Genomic DNA, 17,944 nt, shown 5'->3' on the forward strand with positions numbered 1-17,944 from the left:
TGTCGAGATGGGGAGAGGCGGCCCTGACCAGGGCCGCCTCTCGCGCGGTGGGTCAGTCGGCGGAGTCGGCCGACCTCGGGCTGGGCGCACTGGCCGGGCTCGGCGGGGTGGCCGGGCTCTGGGCGCTCGCCGGGCTCGGCGGGGTGGCCGGGCTCTGCGCGCTCGCCGGGCTCGGCGGGGTGACCGGGCTCTGCGCACTCGCGGGGCTGGGCGGGGTGGCCGGGCTCTGGGCGCTGGCCGGGGTCGGCGGGGTGGGCGGCGTCTGGGCGGTCTGCGCGCTGACGGCGGTCTGGGCCGTGACGGCCGAGCCGGCGGTCGGTGAGGCCGGGTCCGTCGCGCGGGTGTCGGCCTTCGGGCTGGCCGTCTCCTGCGCCGTCGGCGCGTCCGTCGCGGCGGCGGCGACGTCGATGCTCGCGCCGGCGGTCGTCGGGGCCTCGTCCGCGGTGGCGCTGACGACGCTGCCGCCGATGACGGCGACGGCGCCGAGGGCTCCGGTGACGATCCAGCTCTTGCGTGCGCTCATCTTCTTCTCCTGTCGTCGGCCGCGGTGGCGGGCTGATGTCCCCTACTCAACCCGCCGTCCGTGAGACCTCGAGGAGGCGGGGATGAGGGGACTCTCATCAGTCGGCGGAGTCGGCGGACTGCGGGCTCTGCGGCGTCTGGGGCGTCACCGGGGAGGGCGCGGTCACCGGGCTCGGGGCGCTGACGGCGGTGGGGGCGCTCACCTGGGTGGGCGCCTGGCTGCGCTCGGTGCTCGGCGCCTGGGTGCGGGCCGGTGCCTGGGTGCGCTCCGGTGCGGGCTTGCGGGCGGGGGCCGTGCTGGCCCCCTCGCTCGGCGCCTCCGCGGGCGTCGCCGAGGTGGGTGCCGTGACCGCCGTCGTCGCCGTGCCCGCCGCCGGTGAGGACGGGTCGGTCGCCCGGGCGTCCGGGCTGGCGGACGGTCCGGGCTCCTCGCCGGCCACCCGCACCGCGGGCAGCGTCTGGCTGCCGGGGGGCTCGGTGATTGCTGCCGCGGCCAGTCCCGCACCGCCGATGCCGAGGGCCCCCAGGACCCCCGTCGTGACCCAGCGTCGTGCGCTCATGGCCCGTCCCTCCTCGTCGGGTGCGCCTGTCGCACCCTGGCCCCAGCCCACCGTCCCCGCATGAGAGGGGGAGGAGGGCCGGATGAGAGGACTCTCATCCGGCCCCGGCGAGCCAGGCCTCGGCCTCGGCCAGGCGCCCCTCGGCGTCGGCGCGCCACCCCGTCGCGCCCGTGCGGCGCGCACCGGCCACGAGCGAGAGCACGACACCCGCCGCCCGGGCGCGCAGCGCGCCGGGGTCCACGAGCCGTTCGCACTGCTCGGTCCACGTCCTCAGGACGGCGGGCACGCCGGGATAGGTGCGGGGGGCGAGGTGGGGCAGCACGCTGACGTGCGCGAGGAGGCAGGCGAGGTCGTCGACGCGGTGCCCCGGGCCGAGGGAGTCGACGTCGAGCAGGGTGCTGACCCGCCCGTCGGTCATGAGGAGGTTGGCCTCGTAGAGGTCGCCGTGCGTGGGCACGACCGGCCCCGGGTCGGTGCCGGCCAGGGCGGCCGCCACGCCGTCGGCGAGCACCTCGATGCGCGCGCGGTGCTCGGGCAGGACGACGCTCGCCGCGTGGGCGTAGTGCCCCGAGCGCTCGGCCCAGGCGGGGCGGCGGGGCAGCTCGAGCGCGGCCGCGGGCAGCCGGTCGAGGACGGCGACGACGTCGTCGAGGACGGCGCGCGCCCGCGCCGGCTCCATCCCGCGCGCCAGCGCGTTCGCCAGGGAGGTGCCGCGGCCCGCGCGGATGACGAGCAGGCCGTCGTCGTCCTCGTGGAGCACCTCCGGCGCCGGGACACCGGCGGCGGTGAGCATCCGGTGACGGGTGGCGAGCTGGTGCAGCCCCCGCGGCCGCACGACCTTCGCGTAGACCTCCCCGTCCGTGAGGCCGGTCCCCCGCGCCCGCACGACGGCGCGGCGCAGCGGCCGGTAGGCGAGGAGCTCGACGGTGGGCTGCCGCTCCACGCCCAGGCGCTGGGCCAGCCCGGCCGGTGAGCAGGCCGCCGCGAGCGCCGGCAGCTCGGGGTCGGCCGGGTGGCGCCACACGTGGACGACGCTGGCGCCGTTCTCCAGGCGGACGAGCCCGGCCCCCGCCGGCGCGGTGACGCGGCCCGTCGTCGCGCACAGGTAGTCGTCCGGGCCGTCGCCGCCGGTGCGCACCGTGTAGCCGACGGTGACGCCGGCACCGGGCCGGTGGTGGACCGTGTGGACCTGCCACGGACCCAGCGAGGCCCCCTCGACCGCGAGCGCCGCCCCCAGCACCTCCCCCGCGCCGGGGCCGGTGAGCAGGGCGACGTCGTCCCGCTCGGTCTGCGACACCGACTCGTCCATGGGGACAGTCCACCACGACCCGACGGGCCGGCGCCGCCCGTCGTCGTCGCCGGGTCCGTGACAGACTCAGGCCCGTGCGGGACCTGACGACGCTGCCCAAGACCCACCTGCATCTCCACTTCACCGGTTCGATGCGGCCGAGCACCCTGGCCGAGCTGGCCGTGGAGGCCGGGATCCGTCTCCCGCCGGCCCTGCTCGACGGGCAGGCGCTGCGGGTGCCCGCCGGGGAGCGCGGCTGGTTCCGCTTCCAGCGCCTCTACGACGCCGCCCGCGCGGTCGTCCGCAGCGAGGCCGCGATGCGGCGGATCGTGCGCGAGGCGGCCGAGGACGACGCCGCCGAGGGGTCGCGCCGCCTGGAGATCCAGGTCGACCCCACGTCCTACGCCCCCTTCGTCGGCGGGCTCACCCCGGCGCTGGAGATCGTCCTGGACGAGGCCAAGGTGGCGAGCCGGACGACGGGCGTGGAGGTCGGCGTCGTCGTCGCCGCCTCGCGCACCCGCCACCCGCTCGACGCCCGCACGCTGGCGCGCCTGGCGGTGCGCCACAGCGGCGACGGCCCGGGCGAGGTCATCGGCTTCGGGCTGAGCAACGACGAGCGCCGCGGGGACACGAGCGACTTCGCCCCGGCCTTCACCATCGCCCGGCAGGCCGGGCTGGCGAGCCTGCCCCACGGCGGGGAGCTCCTCGGCCCGGACCACGTCCGCTCCGTCCTCACCCACCTCGGGCCCACCCGGCTGGGTCACGGCGTACGCCTCGCCGAGGACCTCGCGCTGCTGGAGAAGGTCACCGAGGCGGGCGTCGCGCTCGAGCTGGCCCCGGCCAGCAACGTCGCCCTCGGGGTCTACCCCACGGCCGCGGACGTCCCGCTGCGCACCCTCCACGAGGCGGGGGCCCGGATCGCGCTCAGCGCCGACGACCCGCTCCTGTTCGTCTCGCGGCTCACCGACCAGTACCGCATCGCGCGGGAGGACCACGGCATGGACGACGCCGCCCTCGCCGAGCTGGCCCGTGGCTCGGTCCGCGCGAGCCTGGCCGCCGACTCGAGCAAGCGGCACTGGCTGGCCGAGATCGACGCCTGGCTGGAGTCCTAGAGGCTCACGCCGAGGAGGACCGGCTCGGGGACGAGCTCGACGCCGAAGCGCGCGCGGACGGTGTCGCGCACCGTGCGCGCGAGCTCGACGACGTCGGCGGCGCTCGCCCCGCCCCGGTTCGTCAGCGCCAGGACGTGCTTGCTCGACACCGCGGCGCGCCTGGGGTCGCCCTGTCCCCGCTCGACGCCGGAGCGGGAGATGAGCCAGGCGGCGGAGGTCTTGACCAGGCCCGGGACCGTGGGCGGGGTGGCGCCGAAGGCCGGCCGGGAGCGGTCCTCGACCGGGAAGCGGGGCGCGTCGGGCGGCAGCAGGGCGTCGGCCTGCTCGACCGTGAGCACCGGGTTGGTGAAGAAGGAGCCGGCCGACCAGGTGTCGGGGTCGGCGTCGTCCAGGACCATCCCCTTGCCGCGGCGCAGCTCGAGGACGGCGTGCCGGACCTCGGCGGCCGGCGCGCGGGCGCCGAGCTCGACGCCGAGCGCACGGGCGAGCTCCGCGTACCGGACGGGCGCCGAGGTGGAGCCGAGGGCGAGCTGGAAGCCGACCTCGAGGACGACGTAGCGGCCCGTGGGCCCCCAGGTGCGCCCCCCGCCGGCGCGGGTGTCGGTGAGGGAGCGCTTGAGCACGCTCGTGCGGTAGCCCAGCCCGAGCTCGCTGACGACGAGCGTGCGCGTGCGCTGCTCGAGGCGGTCGTAGACGCGCACCGCCTCGAGCGTCTCGGCGACCTCCTGGCCGTAGGCGCCGACGTTCTGCACGGGGGTGGCGCCGGTGGATCCGGGGATCCCGGAGAGCGCCTCCACCCCGCGCCAGCCCTCGGCGACCGCGGTGGCGACGAGGTCGTCCCACGGGTGACCGGCGGGCACGGTGATCGAGACGCCGGCGCACGCGTACTGCGACTCGGTGCGGATGCCGCGCCGCGCGTCACGCACGACGACACCGTCGAAGCCGTCGTCGGAGGCGAGGAGGTTGGAGCCGCCACCGAGGACGAGGAGCGCGGTGCCCTGCTCGTCGGCCTCCCGGACGGCGGCGACGAGCTCGGCCTCCGTCGTCGCCTCGACGAGGCGGGCCACCGGCCCACCGACGCGGAGGGTGGTCAGCTCGCCCAGGGTGGGCGGCAGGGCCGGGGACTCGGTGCTCACCGGACCAATCTAGACGTGGCCGGGCGCCGGTGCGTCCAGCGGGTGCCCGAGGGGGCGCGCGGCCCGGGAGACGAGGAAGGCGACGGCGAGCGGCACGGCGATCGCGAGCATCGCCCGGCGGTACCCGACGTGCTCGGCGAGCAGGCCGAGGAGCGGCGGGCCGCAGAGGAAGGCCGTGTACCCGATCGAGGCGACGACCGAGACGCGCGTGGCCGCCTTGAGCGGCTCGTCGCCCGCGGCGCTCATGCCGGCCGGGAAGCCGAGGGCCGCGCCCAGGCCCCACAGCGCGCCACCGATCAGCGCGAGCCACAGCACCGGGGAGAGGGCGAAGAGGAGGAGGCCGGCGAGCGCGAGGACGGTCGTGCCGCGCAGCACCGCCACCCGCCCGAAGCGGGCGAGCAGCCGCTCCCCCGCCAGGCGCATGACCGTCATCGCGGTGACGAAGACGCCGAAGCCGAGGGCGCCGACGGCGTCGGACGTGCCGAAGCCGTCGACGACCCCCAGCGCGAGCCAGTCGTTGGCCGCGCCCTCGGTGAGGGCGAAGGCGAGGACCATGACGCCGACGAGGACGGTGCGGGGCTCGCGCCACCCGCCGAGCGCGGCGGCGAGCCGGCGGCGGCGGCCGCTCTCGAGGGGCGCGGGCGCGAAGGGGAGGAAGCCGCGGGTGGCGACCACTCCCCCGACGGCGACGGCTGCCGCCACGACCGCGAGGTGAGCGACGACCGGCACCCCGAGGAGCGCCGCGCCGGCCCCCAGGACGGCCCCCGCCACGGTGCCGAGGGAGAAGCCCGCGTGGAAGCGCGGCATGATCTCCCGGTCGATCTCGTGCTCGACGAGACCGCCCTCGAGGTTCATCGCCACGTCCCAGGCGGCGATCCCCATCTGCGCGACGAGCAGACCCACGGCCAGCAGCGGTACCGCCCCGGAGAGCAGCCCGGCGGTGACGACGACGAAGCCCGCGACCGCGACGAGGACCCCGCCACGGACGGTCAGCGCCGCACCGACGCGCTGGGCGACGGCGCCCCCCACGGGCAGCGCGAGGAGGGAGCCGACGGAGCCGACGAGGAGGAGTGCGCCCATCTGACCGGGGCTCAGCCCGAGGGCGTCCCGGACGGCGGGCAGCCGGGAGACCCAGCTGGCGAAGAGGAAGCCGTTGAGGGCGAACACCCCGAGCACCGCTCCGGGCGCCCGCCGGCGGGCGGGCGAGGCGGTGACGCTCACCTGGGCCGGACCACGGCCTGGGCCTTGGCGAGCACCGTGACGCCCGCGGCCCGGGCGGTGAGGTCCACGCGCACGGTGCCGGCCTCGGCGTCCAGGGCGCCGACCTTCCCGCTCACCTCGAGCTCGACCACACCGGGGTCGGGCACGACGATCGGGCGGGTGAAGCGCACCCCGTAGTCGACGACGGCGCCCGGGTCGCCGGCCCAGTCGGCGACGGCGGCCGCGGCCAGGCCCATCGTCGCCATCCCGTGGGCGATGACGCCGTCGAGGCCGACCTCGCGGGCGACGCGCTCGTTGTAGTGGATGGGGTTGAAGTCCCCGGACGCGCCCGCGTAGCGCACCAGCAGCGCGCGGTCGACGGCGTAGGTGCGGGTGAACAGCTCGTCGCCGACGGCGAGGGCGGACAGGTCCATCAGCGTCCCTCCCCGCGCACGGCGAGCGTCGAGCGGACGGTCGCGACGGGCGTCCCGGCGTCGTCGGCGATCTCGGCCCTGGTGCTCACCATCGCGATACCCGCCCTCTCGGTGACGGAGTCGACGTGGACGGTGGTGCGCAGGAGGTCCCCGGCGACGATCGGGCGGTGGTGGGTGAAGCGCTCCTCCGCGTGGACCACCCGGGAGAAGTCGATCCCCGACTCGGGGTCGGCGATGTAGGCCTGCTCGGCGCGCTGGGCGACGACGACGGCGAAGGTGGGCGGCGCGACGACGTCGTCGTAGCCGAGCTCGCGGGCGGCGTCCCGGTCGGTGTGGGCGGGGTGCGCGGCACCGGTGGCGGCGGCCATCTCGGCGATCTTCGCGGCGGAGACGCGGTAGGTCTCCGTGGGGGCATACGAACGCCCCACGAGCGTCAGGTTGACGCTGGTGGGGCGGTCGGGACTCTCGTTCACGCGGTCAGCGTAGACCGGTCAGCGGGTCTCGCGGTGGATCGTGTGGCGGTTGTCGCGCGGGCAGAACTTCTTCACCTCGAGGCGGTCGGGGTTGTTCCGACGGTTCTTGTTGGTGATGTAGTTCCGCTCCTTGCACTCCTCGCACGCGAGGGTGATCTTCGGACGGACGTCGCTGGACTTGCTGGCCACGGTATTCCTCGCGTTCATCGGGGCTCCGGGGCCCCGGAGCCGTGTCGTTCAGTAGCGGGGGCGGGACTCGAACCCGCGACACCACGATTATGAGCCGTGTGCTCTAACCACCTGAGCTACCCCGCCATGATCGTCGACCATGGCCGGCACGCCATGTTACGTGACGCACGACGTGGACGTCGATCGGAGCCCCGAAAGGGAATCGAACCCTTGACCTTCTCCTTACCATGGAGACGCTCTGCCGACTGAGCTATCGGGGCGGCGCTGACAACCGTACATGCTGAGACGGCTCGGACGAAATCGTCCGGGCGTGGCCTGCCTCACGTCGCCGGCGGACGGTCACCACCGACGACGACGGCCCGGATCCGCGGGGATCCGGGCCGTCTCACGTGGCGGGTGCAGGATTCGAACCTGCGAAGCATTCCGCGGCTGATTTACAGTCAGCTCCCTTTGGCCGCTCGGGCAACCCGCCTTGGTCCGTGCAGGACCGAGTGGAACAATACCAAGCCGGAGCGGGTGCTCCCAACCAGCGGCCCGCGTGATCCACCTCGCACCCAAGGAGACCCCACCGATGGCAGCCGACTCGTCCTTCGACGTCGTGAGCAAGATCGACCGCCAGGAGGTGGACAACGCCGTCAACCAGGCCGCCAAGGAGATCGCGCAGCGCTACGACTTCAAGGGCGTCGGCGCCTCGGTCGAGTGGAGCGGCGAGGACGCGATCCTCATGAAGGCCAACTCCGAGGAGCGGGTGCTCGCTGTGCTCGACGTCCTGCAGAGCAAGCTCATCCGCCGCGGGGTGTCTCTCAAGGCCCTGGACACCGGCGAGAACGAGCCGCAGGCCTCGGGCAAGGAGTACCGCCTCATGGGCACCCTCAAGGAGGGCCTGAGCTCGGAGAACGCGAAGAAGATCACCAAGCTCGTCCGCGACGACGGCCCCAAGGGCGTCAAGACGCAGATCACCGGCGACGAGGTGCGGGTGTCCTCCAAGAACCGGGACGACCTCCAGGCCGTCATCGCGCTCCTCAAGGGCGCCGAGGACATCGACGCCGCCCTGCAGTTCGTCAACTACCGCTGACGCACTCCCGCGCGCCGCGGCCGCCTCGTCGCACTGTGCGCCTGCTGGCACCACTGTGCGCCCTGTCGACCGGGCGCACAGTGGCGGAGAGGGCGCACGGTGGCGCGCAGGCTGGAGAGGGGGCGCTGAGGCGCCCGCCGGTCAGTAGCCGGCCATCCGCTCCAGGCGGGCGATGCGCTCGGCCATCGGGGGGTGGGTGGCGAAGAGCTTGGTCATGCCGCGGCCCCGGAAGGGGTTGGCGATCATCATGTGGGAGACGTCCTCGAGCCGCGGCTCGGGCCGCAGCGGGGCGGCCGCCGTGCCGCGCTCGAGCTTGGCGAGGGCCGAGGCCAGGGCCATGGGGTCGCCGGTGAGCTGGGCGCCGTCCTCGTCCGCGTCGAACTCGCGGGTGCGGGAGATCGCCAGCTGGATGAGGGAGGCGGCGATCGGGGCGAGCAGCGCCGTCGCGATCATCGCCAGCGGGTTGCCGCCGCGGTCCCGGCCGCCTCCGAAGAACAGGAGGAACTGCGCCGCCGAGGTGATGAGTCCGGCGATGGCCGCGGCCACCGACGAGGTGAGGATGTCGCGGTTGTACACGTGCATGAGCTCGTGGCCCAGCACGCCGCGCAGCTCGCGCTCGTCGAGGACCTGGAGGATGCCCGCCGTGCAGCACACCGCCGCGTTGCGCGGGTTGCGGCCGGTGGCGAAGGCGTTGGGCTGGACGGTGGGCGAGACGTACAGGCGCGGCATGGGCTGGCGCGCCGTCGTCGAGAGCTCACGGACGATCCGGTACATGACCGGCGCCTCCGCCTCGGAGACGGGGCGCGCGCCCATGGCGCGGATGGCCAGCTTGTCGGAGTTCCAGTAGCTGTAGAACGTCGTGCCGACGCCGATGAGGGCGAAGAGCCAGATGAAGGCACCGGAGCCGGTGCCGCTGGAGATGAGGCCGCCGATCCCGAGGAGGACGGCCCACATGACGCCGAAGAGCGCCGCGGTCTTGACTCCGTTAAGGTGCCGTCGACCGCCGTCCATCGTCAGCTCTCCTCCCCCCGCGACACGCGGGTCATCTCGTCCCTGGGCACGACCTTGACGCGCTCGCGCCCCTCGGCCTCACCCAGGGAACGCTCGTAGGCGTCCAGGAGTTCCCAGCCGGACCAGCTCGTCGTCGGCACGCCGCGCTCCTCGAGGGCGGCGATGAGGGCGTCGGGCTCGGCCGGCGCGGCGCCCGGCGCGATGCGCCCGGCCTCGGCGTCGGCGACGAGGTGGGCGATCGTCTGCTGCGCGTCGGACTTCGTCGAGCCGATGAGACCGACCGGTCCCCGCTTGATCCAGCCGGTGGCGTACAGCCCGGTGACGATCTCGCCGTCCTCGTCGAGCACGCGGCCCTCGTCGTTGGGGACGACGCCCGCGACGTGGTCGAAGGCGACGCCGTCGATCGGGGAGCTGAAGTAGCCGACCGCCCGGTAGACGGCCTGGACGGGGGTGTCGACGAAGACGCCGGTGCCCCGCACGGTGCCGTCCCCGACGAGCTCGGTGCGCTCGGTGCGGATGCCCTCGACGCGGTCGGTGCCGAGGATCTCGACGGGCCGGTGGAGGAAGTGGAGGTGGATGCGGCGGGAGGCGGTGAGCTCCTCCGGGTCGCGCAGCGTCCAGTCGGTGAGCGTCTTGACGACCTGCTTGGTCTGGTTCGTCGAGCGGATCGCGGCCTCGGAGCCCTCGTCGAACTCGAAGTCCTCCTCGTAGACGATGACGTCGACGTCGGGGACCTTGCCGAGCTCACGCAGCTCGAGCGGGGTGAACTTCACCTGCGCGGGGCCGCGGCGGCCGAAGACGTGGACGTCGGTCACCGGGCTCTGGCGCAGCCCCTCGACGACGTTCGCGGGGACCTCGGTGGGCATGAGGTCCTCGACGTGCTTGGCGAGGATGCGGGCGACGTCGAGGGCGACGTTGCCGACGCCGAGGACGGCGACGCTCTGGGCCTCCAGCGGCCAGGTGCGCGGCACGTCCGGGTGGCCGTCGTACCAGGAGACGAAGTCCGCGGCGCCGTAGCTGCCGGGCAGGTCGATCCCGGGGATGGGCAGCGGGGCGTCCTTGTCGGCGCCGGTGGAGATGATGACGGCGTCGTAGTGCTGCCGCAGCTCCTCCATGGTGACGTCCGTGCCGACGTCGACGTTGCCGACGAGCCGGATGTCGCCGCGCGCGAGGATCTTCTGCAGCGCGACGATGATCTGCTTGATGCGCGGGTGGTCGGGGGCGACGCCGTACCGGACCAGGCCGAAGGGGGCGGGGAGGCGCTCGTAGAGGTCGATGGAGACCTCGAGGCCGGCCTTGGACAGGATGTCGGCGGCGTAGATGCCGGCCGGGCCGGCGCCGATGAGGGCAACGCGCAGTGGCTTGGTCACAGAGCCTCGTCTGGTCGGTGGTGCGGGCGGGGAAATCCGCCGTCCAGTCTATGCGCTGCAGGACTCGTCGCCCCCCACCACCCCCACCTCGCGCATATGCGCGGAATTTGCCGCCCTGCGCGCGGAGGGCATGCAGTTTTCCCGCATATGCGGAGGGAGGGGGTCAGGCGAGGCGGTCGACCATGAGTCCGGCGAAGTCCTTGAGGGCTTCCTTCACCGTGCCCTCGGGCAGCGGGGCGAGCTCGGCGACGGCGTCGCGGGCCCACTGACGGGCCAGCTCGCGGGCCTCCTCGAGGACGTCGTGGTCCCGCAGCTGCTCGACGGCCGCACGCAGCGCGGAGTCCGACCCGAGGTCGCTGGCGAGCCGCTCGAGGACCGCGGCCCCCTCGGGGTCGATCCGGCCCTCAGCGGCCCGGCGCTGCAGGAGGAGCACGGGCATGGTGGCCACGCCCTCGCGCAGGTCCGTGCCGGGCGTCTTGCCGGTGGTCTCGGAGTCCGAGGCGAGGTCGATGACGTCGTCGGCGAGCTGGAAGGCGACGCCGACCTTCTCGCCGTACTGCTCGAGGACCGCGGCCAGCTCCTCCCCCGCGCCGCTGAAGACGGCGCCGTAGCGCGCCGAGGCGGCGATGAGGGAGCCGGTCTTGTCCGCGAGGACCTGGATGTAGTGCTCGATGGGGTCCTCCCCCTCACGGGGCCCGAGGGTCTCGTGCAGCTGGCCCAGGCACAGCCGCTCGAAGGTCTCGGCGTGCACGAGCACCGCCTCGGCCCCGAGCGACGCGACGAGCTGGGAGGCCCGGGCGAAGAGGAGGTCACCGGTGAGGATCGCGACGGAGTTGTCCCACACGGCGTGCGCGCTCGGGGCCCCGCGCCGCAGGGCGGCGGAGTCCATGACGTCGTCGTGGTAGAGGGTGGCGAGGTGGGTGAGCTCGACGGCGACGGCCGCGCGGGCGACCTCCTCGCGCCCGGCGGTGCCGAGCTCCGCGGTGAGGAGGGTGAGGGCCGGCCGCAGGCGCTTGCCGCCCGCGGCGGCCAGGTGCTGCATGGGGGCGTCGACGAGCTCGTCGGCGCCGGTGACGGCCTGGCGCAGGCGGTCCTCCACCTCCTCCATGCGGACGAGGAGGCGGTCGCTGAGCTCGTCGTCGCCGAGCTGGAACATGGAGGCGGTCACGGCAGGAACGTCGCCGCCTGCTCGGCGAGGTCGAGCACCGGGCCGGGCACGACTCCGAGGAGCACCGTGCCGAGGGCGCAGACGGCGATCGCCACCGAGGTGAGGCCCTCGGAGCGGACGACGGCCGTGCGCTCGCCGTCGGGCTCGGTGAAGAACATGAGCACGACGAGGCGGACGTAGAAGAAGGCGGCCGCGGCGCTGGCGAGGACCGCGACGACGACGAGCACGGTGGCACCGCCCTCGACGCCGGCGGCGAAGACCGCGAACTTCCCGATGAAGCCACCGGTGAGCGGGATGCCGGCGAAGGACAGGAGGAACAGCGTCATCGCCAGGGCCAGGCCCGGGCTGCGACGGCCCAGGCCCGCCCACTGGGACAGGTGCAGGGCCTCACCGGTGACGTTGCCGGCCGCGTCACGCTCGCGGACGAGGGTGACGACGGCGAAGGCGCCGACCGTGGCCAGGCCGTAGGCGAGGAGGTAGAAGAGCACCGCGCTGATGCCGTCCTGGACCAGGGCGATGACGCCGACGAGGACGAAGCCGGCGTGGGCGATCGAGGAGTAGGCCAGCATCCGCTTGACGTCCGTCTGGACGAGCGCGATGACGGTGCCCACCCCCATCGTGAGGATGGCGATGCCCCACAGGAGCGGCTCGAGGTCCCAGCCGAGGCCGGGGACGACGACGTAGACGAAGCGCAGCAGCGCACCGAAGGCGGCGATCTTCGTGGCGGCGGCCATGAAGCCGGTGATGGGCGTCGGGGCGCCCTGGTAGACGTCCGGGGTCCACATGTGGAAGGGCGCCGCACCGACCTTGAAGAGCAGGCCGACGATGAGGAGGACAGAGCCGGCGAGGAGCAGGCCGTCCATGCCGCCGGTGCTCGGCACCGCGACCGCGAGCTCGGAGAGCCGCAGGCTGCCGGAGAAGCCGTAGAGCAGGGCCGCGCCCATGAGGAAGAACGCCGAGGAGAAGGCACCGAGCACGAAGTACTTGAGCGCGGCCTCCTGGGACAGCAGGCGACGACGGCGGGCCATCGCGGTGAGGAGGTAGAGCGGCAGCGAGAGGACCTCGAGCGCGACGAACATCATGAGGAGGTCGCCGGCGGCGGGGAACAGGAGCATGCCGCCGGTCGCGAAGAGGACGAGCGGGAAGACCTCGGTCTGGCTGAGGCCGGCGCGCTGCGCCTCGGCCTCCTCCGGGCTGCCCGGCCGGGTGCCGACCTGGGCGGCGAAGGCGTCCTCGCCCCACTCGGAGCGGTCGGCGATGACGAGCAGCGCGATGAGCGCGACGATCGCGATGATCCCCTGGGCGAGGAGGGCGGGGCCGTCCTCGATGAGGGTGCCTCCGGCCACCTCCTGGGGGCCGTCGACGCTCACGACGGTCCAGCGCCAGACGACGGCGACGAGCGCGCCGGCGATCGCCAGCGCGGAGAGCGCGACCTGGGTGCCCCGGCGTGCCCCGCGGGGCACGAAGGCGGCGACGAGGATGCCGAGGAGGCCCGCGCCGAGCACGATGAGGACGGGGGTCAGGGCCGCCCATTCGATGTGCGGTGGGACGAAGTTCACTGCTCGCTCCCCTCGGCGCCCGCGGCTGCGGCGTCGTTCGATCCGTCAGGTCCTGCCACAGCCGCCGAGTCCAGCGTGCTGGGCTGCTCGATCGCGGCCTCCTCGGCCACCGGCCGCACGACGTCCATGACCGGCCCGGGCACGAGGCCCAGGGCGAGCATGCCGGCGACCAGCGGGGCCACGACCCACTTCTCGCGGGCGCCGAGGTCCGGCAGCGCCGCGAGGGTCTCGTTGCGTGGCCCGGTGAACATCCGCTGGTAGGGCAGCAGGACGTACAGGGCCGCGATGATGACGGCCAGCACGGCGAAGACCGCCGCGACGACGTTCACCCGGAAGGTGCCGAGCAGGACGAGGTACTCGGGCACGAAGCCCGACAGTCCCGGCAGGGCGATGGTCGCGAGGCCGGCGACGAGCCAGCTGCCCGCGAGCACCGGCGTCACCCGCTGCATGCCGCCGTACGCGGCGATCTCCTGCGTGCCACCGCGCTGGGTGAGGAAGCCGGAGACGAGGAACAGCGCGGCGGTCGAGACGCCGTGGGCGACCATGTAGAGCATCGCGCCGGTGAGGGCGACCTCCTCGCGCACGAAGATGCCCAGGACGATGAAGCCGAAGTGGGACACCGAGGTGAAGGCGATGAGGCGCATGACGTCGCGCTGCCCCACGGCGACGAGGGCGCCGTAGAGGATCGAGACGACCGCGAGCACGATGATGACCGGCGCGGCCCAGCGGGAGGCCTCCGGGAACAGCGGGAGGCACAGCGCGAGCATCCCGAAGGTGCCGACCTTGTCGAGGACGCCGACGAGGAGCGCGGAGGTGCCGGGCGAGGCCTGCTGGGCGGCGTCGGGCAGCCAGGTGTGGACCGGCCACATCGGCGCCTTGACCGCGAAGGCGATGAAGAAGGAGATGAAGATCCACCGCTCGGCCCACACGCCGAGCTCGGTGCCGGCGAGGGTGTCGATGAGGAAGGCCTGCTCCCCGCCGGGACCCATGACGCCGAGGGCGATGACGCCGACGAGCATGATGAGGCCGCTGGCCAGGGAGTAGACGAGGAACTTGATCGCGGCGTGGCGCCGCTTGGGGCCGCCGTAGTTCCCGATGAGGAAGTACACCGGGATGAGCATCGCCTCGAAGACGACGTAGAAGAGGAAGACGTCGCGGGCGGAGAAGACCGCCACCATCGTCGCCTCGAGGAGGAGGACGAGGGCCACGAAGCCGGCCTGACGGCGCGCGACGACCGCACCCTCGGGCACGATCTCCTGCTCCCGCCAGGCGGCGAGCAGCGCGAGCGGCACGAGGAGGACCGACAGGCCCACCATCGTCAGGCCCAGGCCGTTGATCCCGACGGCGTAGGAGACGCCGAGCTGCGGGATCCACGACAGCTGCTCGGTGAACTGGTGCTCCGCGGCGGCGCCGAGGTCGAAGCCGGTCGCCATGACGACGAAGCCGGCGAGGACGACGAGGGAGACGACGAGGCCGACGGTGCGGGCCACCCGGTGGAGGGCGGGCACGAGCCAGATCACCGCGGCCGCGACGAGCGGCACGACGATGAGCAGGCTCAGCCAGGGAAGGTCACTGATGTTCTGCATTGGTCGCTTCCTCCAGCTCAGCCGCGCGAGGCCAGGACGACGGCAAGGGCGACTACGACACCGACGAGCATGATCGCGGCGTAGGAGCGGATGTAGCCGGTCTGCAGGCGGCGCAGCCACCCGCCGGTCCCGGCGGTGCCACGGGCCAGGCCCATGACCGCGCCGTCGACCACGGCGGAGTCCCCGTAGACGAGTGCGCGGGTGAGGTACTGCCCCGGGCGCATGAACACTCCTTCGTTGACGGCGTCCTGGTAGAGGTCGCGGCGGGCGGCGCGGGTGAGCACCGAGCCGCGGGGGGCCTCGACCGGGACGGTGGACGCGGCGTACTGACGCCACGCGAGGAACACGCCGATCGCCATGAGGACGATGGTCGAGCCCATGATGGCGGGGATCGGGAGCACGGGGTCGTGGTGCTCGGCGTGCCCGGTGACCGGCTCGAGCCAGGTGACGAAGCCGTCACCGAGGGCGAGGACCGCACCCAGGGCCACCGACCCGACGGCGAGGATGACCATCGGCACCGTCATGAGCAGCGGGGACTCGTGCGGGTGCTGCTTCTTGCCCTCGCGGGTGGGCGCCCAGCGCTCCTTGCCGTGGAAGGTCATGAAGAACAGCCGCGACATGTAGAAGGCGGTGAGCCCGGCGGCGAGGAGGGTGACCGTGCCGAAGACCCACGGGCGCCAGCCCTCGCCGACGAAGGCGGCCTCGATGATGAGGTCCTTGCTCCAGAAGCCGGACAGACCGGGGAAGCCGATGATCGCCAGCCAGCCGGCCCCGAAGGTGAGCCAGGTGATCTTCATGTGCTTGCTCAAGGCCCCGAAGCGGCGCATGTCGACCTGGTCGTCCATGCCGTGCATGACCGAGCCGGCCCCGAGGAACATCCCGGCCTTGAAGAAGCCGTGGGTGACGAGGTGGAAGATGGCGAAGGCGTAGCCGACCGGGCCGAGGCCCGCGGCGAGCATCATGTAGCCGATCTGGGACATCGTCGAGGCGGCGAGCACCTTCTTGATGTCGTCCTTGGCCGCACCGACGATCGCCCCGAAGACCAGGGTGATCGCGCCGACGATGACGACGACGAGCTGCGCGGTGGGCGCGCCGTCGAAGACCGGCGCCGAGCGCACGATGAGGTAGACGCCGGCGGTGACCATCGTCGCGGCGTGGATGAGCGCGGACACAGGCGTGGGGCCGGCCATCGCGTCACCCAGCCAGGCCTGCAGCGGGAACTGGGCCGACTTGCCGCAGGCGGCGAGGAGGAGGAACAGCCCGGTGATCGTGAGGATCGTCGTGCTGGCGCCCTGCGCGCCCTCGAAGACGCCCTCGAACTCGACGGTGCCGAAGGCGGCGAACATCATCATCATCGCGAGGAGGAGGCCGACGTCGCCGACGCGGTTCATGACGAAGGCCTTCTTCGCGGCCACCGCGTACTCGGTGCGGAAGTTCCAGAAACCGATGAGGAGGTAGGAGGCCAGGCCCACGCCCTCCCAGCCGACGAAGAGGAGCACGTAGGAGTCGGCGAGGACGAGCAGGAGCATCGCCGCGACGAAGAGGTTGAGGTAGGCGAAGAACCGGCGGCGGTCGACGTCGTGCTCCATGTAGGCCACCGAGTACACGTGGATGAGCGTGCCCACGAAGGTGACGAGCAGGACGAAGGTCATCGACAGCGGGTCGATGCGCAGGCCGGCGTCCACCGTGAGGTCACCGGCGGGCAGCCAGGTGAACAGGTGCAGCCCCATGACCCGCTGCTCGGGGTCGAGCCCGAACAGCTGGAGGACGACGAGGAGCCCGACGACGAAGGAGCCGGCGGAGGCGAGCACGCCCAGCCAGTGGCCCCAGCCGTTGGAGCGGCGGCCGGCGAGCAGCAGCACGGCGGCACCGACGAGCGGCAGCGCGACCATGAGCCACGCGTAGGAGGCCGCACCGCCTGCCGCGGCGGCGTCCACCACGTCAGTGGGCACGGTCAGTGCCGGAGTTCCCAGCATTAGCACGTTGCTCCCCGTCAGTTCTTGAGCAGGTTGACGTCGTCGATGGACGCCGACCGGCGGGTTCGGAAGATGGAGACGACGATCGCCAGGCCGATGACGACCTCGGCGGCGGCGACAAGCATGACGAAGAAGGCGAAGACCTCACCGTGCAGGTTGCCGTGCCACCGGGCGAAGGTGATGAGCGTGAGGTTCGCGGCGTTGAGCATGAGCTCGACCCCCATGAGGGCGATGATGCTGTTGCGCCGCAGCAGCACCGCGACCGCCCCGATGGAGAAGAGGATCCCGGACAGGACCAGGTAGTTGACCAGGGTCATCGCTGCTCCTCCTGCTGGTCCGGCACGTGCGCTCGCTTCGTGTCGGTGTCCTCGGTGCTCTGGCTCGTGGGCACCTCGCCGTCGACGGTCTCGGTCCCCGGTGCCGGCGTGGTGCCGGGCATCCCCGGCATGCCGGACTGGGTGACGCTGCGCGCCCCCAGGTCGCCGGGGTGGGAGCTGGTGGACGTCGCGAGCTGCGCGGCGAGCTCGGGGCTGACCGAGGCGATGCTGCGCTGCTGGCCGCGGATGCGCAGCACCCGGGGCACGGACTCGTCGATCGGCTGGCCGTCCGCGCCGAGGGCGGGGACGTCGGCGGCGTTGTGCCGCGCGTAGACACCGGGGGCCGGCAGGCTGCGGATGCGCCCGCCCTCCGCGGCGTAGGCGGCCATCTTGGCCTCGGCGACGTCCCGCTGGGTGCGCTTCTTGCGCAGCCGCTCGGCGCGCGTGAGGACGACGGCGCCCACGGCGGCGGTGACGAGCAGGACGCCCGCCACCTCCATCGCCACGACGTAGTCGGAGAAGAGGAGCCGCGCCACGCCCACCGGGTTGGTGTCGGCGTTGGCGGCCTCGAGGCCGCGCGGCGCGGGCAGGGCGGCGCGCAGGCCGACGGCGGCGACGAGGGCGACGAGCCCGGCGCCCCCGAGGAAGCCGATCCAGCGCTGGCCCTTGAGCGTCTCGACGACCGAGTCGGAGGAGTCGACGCCGACGAGCATGAGGACGAAGAGGAAGAGCATCATGATCGCGCCGGTGTAGACGACGATCTGCGCGACCCCGAGGAAGATCGCCTCCTGGACGATGTAGAACCCGGCCAGCGCGATCATGACGAAGACGACGCACATGGCGGCGTACATCGCCTTGCGGGCGAAGAGCAGGCCCAGGGCCGCGAGCACCGCGAGGGGCGCGACGATCCAGAAGAAGACCTCCTCCCCCGTGCTCGTGACGCCGGTCTCGGCCAGTGTCATGGGCAG

18 protein-coding genes and 3 tRNA genes are annotated in these 17,944 nt (G+C 73.4%); 2 read left to right on the forward strand and 19 right to left on the reverse strand.

Annotation, left to right across the window (positions count from 1 at the left end; genetic code table 11):
* Positions 1–52 precede the first annotated feature (52 nt).
* From H9624_RS04910 to H9624_RS04920, 3 genes are all read right to left on the reverse strand, one after another.
* On the reverse strand, positions 53–523 hold the full coding sequence (locus tag H9624_RS04910; RefSeq protein WP_251838736.1) for a hypothetical protein: 471 nt from the start codon (positions 521–523) through the stop codon (positions 53–55).
* 97 nt (positions 524–620) lie between these two features.
* Positions 621–1,082 (reverse strand): hypothetical protein, encoded by a 462-nt coding sequence (locus H9624_RS04915; protein ID WP_251838737.1) that lies wholly within the window; start codon positions 1,080–1,082, stop codon positions 621–623.
* A gap of 94 nt (positions 1,083–1,176) precedes the next feature.
* Entirely contained in the window at positions 1,177–2,391 is a 1,215-nt protein-coding gene (locus tag H9624_RS04920; RefSeq protein WP_251838738.1) for an aminoglycoside phosphotransferase family protein, read from the reverse strand.
* 74 nt (positions 2,392–2,465) lie between these two features.
* Here H9624_RS04920 and H9624_RS04925 point away from each other — a divergent pair, with 74 nt between their 5' ends.
* Positions 2,466–3,482 carry an adenosine deaminase gene (locus H9624_RS04925; RefSeq protein WP_251838739.1) on the forward strand — a complete coding sequence of 339 codons (1,017 nt, stop codon included), beginning with the start codon at positions 2,466–2,468 and terminating at the stop codon, positions 3,480–3,482.
* Here the strand turns inward: H9624_RS04925 and H9624_RS04930 are convergent.
* The 8 genes from H9624_RS04930 to H9624_RS04965 form a co-directional block, all read right to left on the reverse strand.
* A complete protein-coding gene (locus H9624_RS04930) occupies positions 3,479–4,618 on the reverse strand; it encodes a UDP-N-acetylmuramate dehydrogenase (protein ID WP_251838740.1) in 1,140 nt (379 codons plus the stop codon). The genes H9624_RS04925 and H9624_RS04930 overlap by 4 nt on opposite strands.
* Positions 4,619–4,627: 9 nt before the next feature.
* Entirely contained in the window at positions 4,628–5,839 is a 1,212-nt protein-coding gene (locus H9624_RS04935; protein WP_251838741.1) for an MFS transporter, read from the reverse strand.
* On the reverse strand, positions 5,836–6,252 hold the full coding sequence (locus tag H9624_RS04940; RefSeq protein ID WP_251838742.1) for a MaoC/PaaZ C-terminal domain-containing protein: 417 nt from the start codon (positions 6,250–6,252) through the stop codon (positions 5,836–5,838). Before H9624_RS04940 ends, H9624_RS04935 begins: the two co-directional genes overlap by 4 nt.
* Positions 6,252–6,725 carry an FAS1-like dehydratase domain-containing protein gene (locus H9624_RS04945; protein ID WP_372435095.1) on the reverse strand — a complete coding sequence of 158 codons (474 nt, stop codon included), beginning with the start codon at positions 6,723–6,725 and terminating at the stop codon, positions 6,252–6,254. Before H9624_RS04945 ends, H9624_RS04940 begins: the two co-directional genes overlap by 1 nt.
* An 18-nt stretch (positions 6,726–6,743) precedes the next feature.
* On the reverse strand, positions 6,744–6,914 hold the full coding sequence (gene rpmG, locus H9624_RS04950) for a 50S ribosomal protein L33 (protein ID WP_251838743.1): 171 nt from the start codon (positions 6,912–6,914) through the stop codon (positions 6,744–6,746).
* A gap of 52 nt (positions 6,915–6,966) precedes the next feature.
* A tRNA-Met gene (locus tag H9624_RS04955) sits at positions 6,967–7,040 on the reverse strand.
* A 61-nt stretch (positions 7,041–7,101) separates the two neighbouring features.
* A tRNA-Thr gene (locus tag H9624_RS04960) sits at positions 7,102–7,174 on the reverse strand.
* A gap of 130 nt (positions 7,175–7,304) precedes the next feature.
* A tRNA-Tyr gene (locus H9624_RS04965) sits at positions 7,305–7,386 on the reverse strand.
* Between the two features lie 99 nt (positions 7,387–7,485).
* Between H9624_RS04965 and H9624_RS04970 the strand changes: the two genes are divergently transcribed.
* The gene (locus tag H9624_RS04970) at positions 7,486–7,989 is read left to right on the forward strand and encodes a YajQ family cyclic di-GMP-binding protein (protein ID WP_251838744.1); all 504 of its coding nucleotides are present in this window, start codon (positions 7,486–7,488) and stop codon (positions 7,987–7,989) included.
* 141 nt (positions 7,990–8,130) lie between these two features.
* Here H9624_RS04970 and htpX read toward each other — a convergent pair whose 3' ends face one another.
* From htpX to H9624_RS05010, 8 genes are all read right to left on the reverse strand, one after another.
* A complete protein-coding gene (gene htpX, locus H9624_RS04975; protein WP_251838745.1) occupies positions 8,131–9,000 on the reverse strand; it encodes a zinc metalloprotease HtpX in 870 nt (289 codons plus the stop codon).
* A 2-nt stretch (positions 9,001–9,002) separates the two neighbouring features.
* Entirely contained in the window at positions 9,003–10,370 is a 1,368-nt protein-coding gene (locus H9624_RS04980; protein WP_251838746.1) for an FAD-dependent oxidoreductase, read from the reverse strand.
* A gap of 163 nt (positions 10,371–10,533) precedes the next feature.
* Positions 10,534–11,538 carry a polyprenyl synthetase family protein gene (locus tag H9624_RS04985; protein WP_372435096.1) on the reverse strand — a complete coding sequence of 335 codons (1,005 nt, stop codon included), beginning with the start codon at positions 11,536–11,538 and terminating at the stop codon, positions 10,534–10,536.
* Positions 11,535–13,097, reverse strand: a complete 1,563-nt coding sequence (nuoN, locus tag H9624_RS04990) for an NADH-quinone oxidoreductase subunit NuoN (protein WP_307784927.1) — start codon at positions 13,095–13,097, stop codon at positions 11,535–11,537. The genes H9624_RS04985 and nuoN overlap by 4 nt, the downstream gene beginning before the upstream one ends.
* Entirely contained in the window at positions 13,094–14,683 is a 1,590-nt protein-coding gene (locus H9624_RS04995; RefSeq protein ID WP_251838747.1) for an NADH-quinone oxidoreductase subunit M, read from the reverse strand. The genes nuoN and H9624_RS04995 overlap by 4 nt, the downstream gene beginning before the upstream one ends.
* Positions 14,684–14,700: 17 nt before the next feature.
* Complete coding sequence (nuoL, locus tag H9624_RS05000) at positions 14,701–16,659, reverse strand: NADH-quinone oxidoreductase subunit L (protein ID WP_286010676.1); 1,959 nt, start codon at positions 16,657–16,659, stop codon at positions 14,701–14,703.
* Between the two features lie 17 nt (positions 16,660–16,676).
* Complete coding sequence (gene nuoK, locus H9624_RS05005) at positions 16,677–16,976, reverse strand: NADH-quinone oxidoreductase subunit NuoK (RefSeq protein WP_251838748.1); 300 nt, start codon at positions 16,974–16,976, stop codon at positions 16,677–16,679.
* The gene (locus H9624_RS05010) at positions 16,973–17,938 is read right to left on the reverse strand and encodes an NADH-quinone oxidoreductase subunit J (protein WP_251838749.1); all 966 of its coding nucleotides are present in this window, start codon (positions 17,936–17,938) and stop codon (positions 16,973–16,975) included. The genes nuoK and H9624_RS05010 overlap by 4 nt, the downstream gene beginning before the upstream one ends.
* Positions 17,939–17,944 lie beyond the last annotated feature (6 nt).

Source organism: Oceanitalea stevensii (genome assembly GCF_014837105.1).
Lineage (GTDB): Bacteria > Actinomycetota > Actinomycetes > Actinomycetales > Actinomycetaceae > Oceanitalea > Oceanitalea stevensii.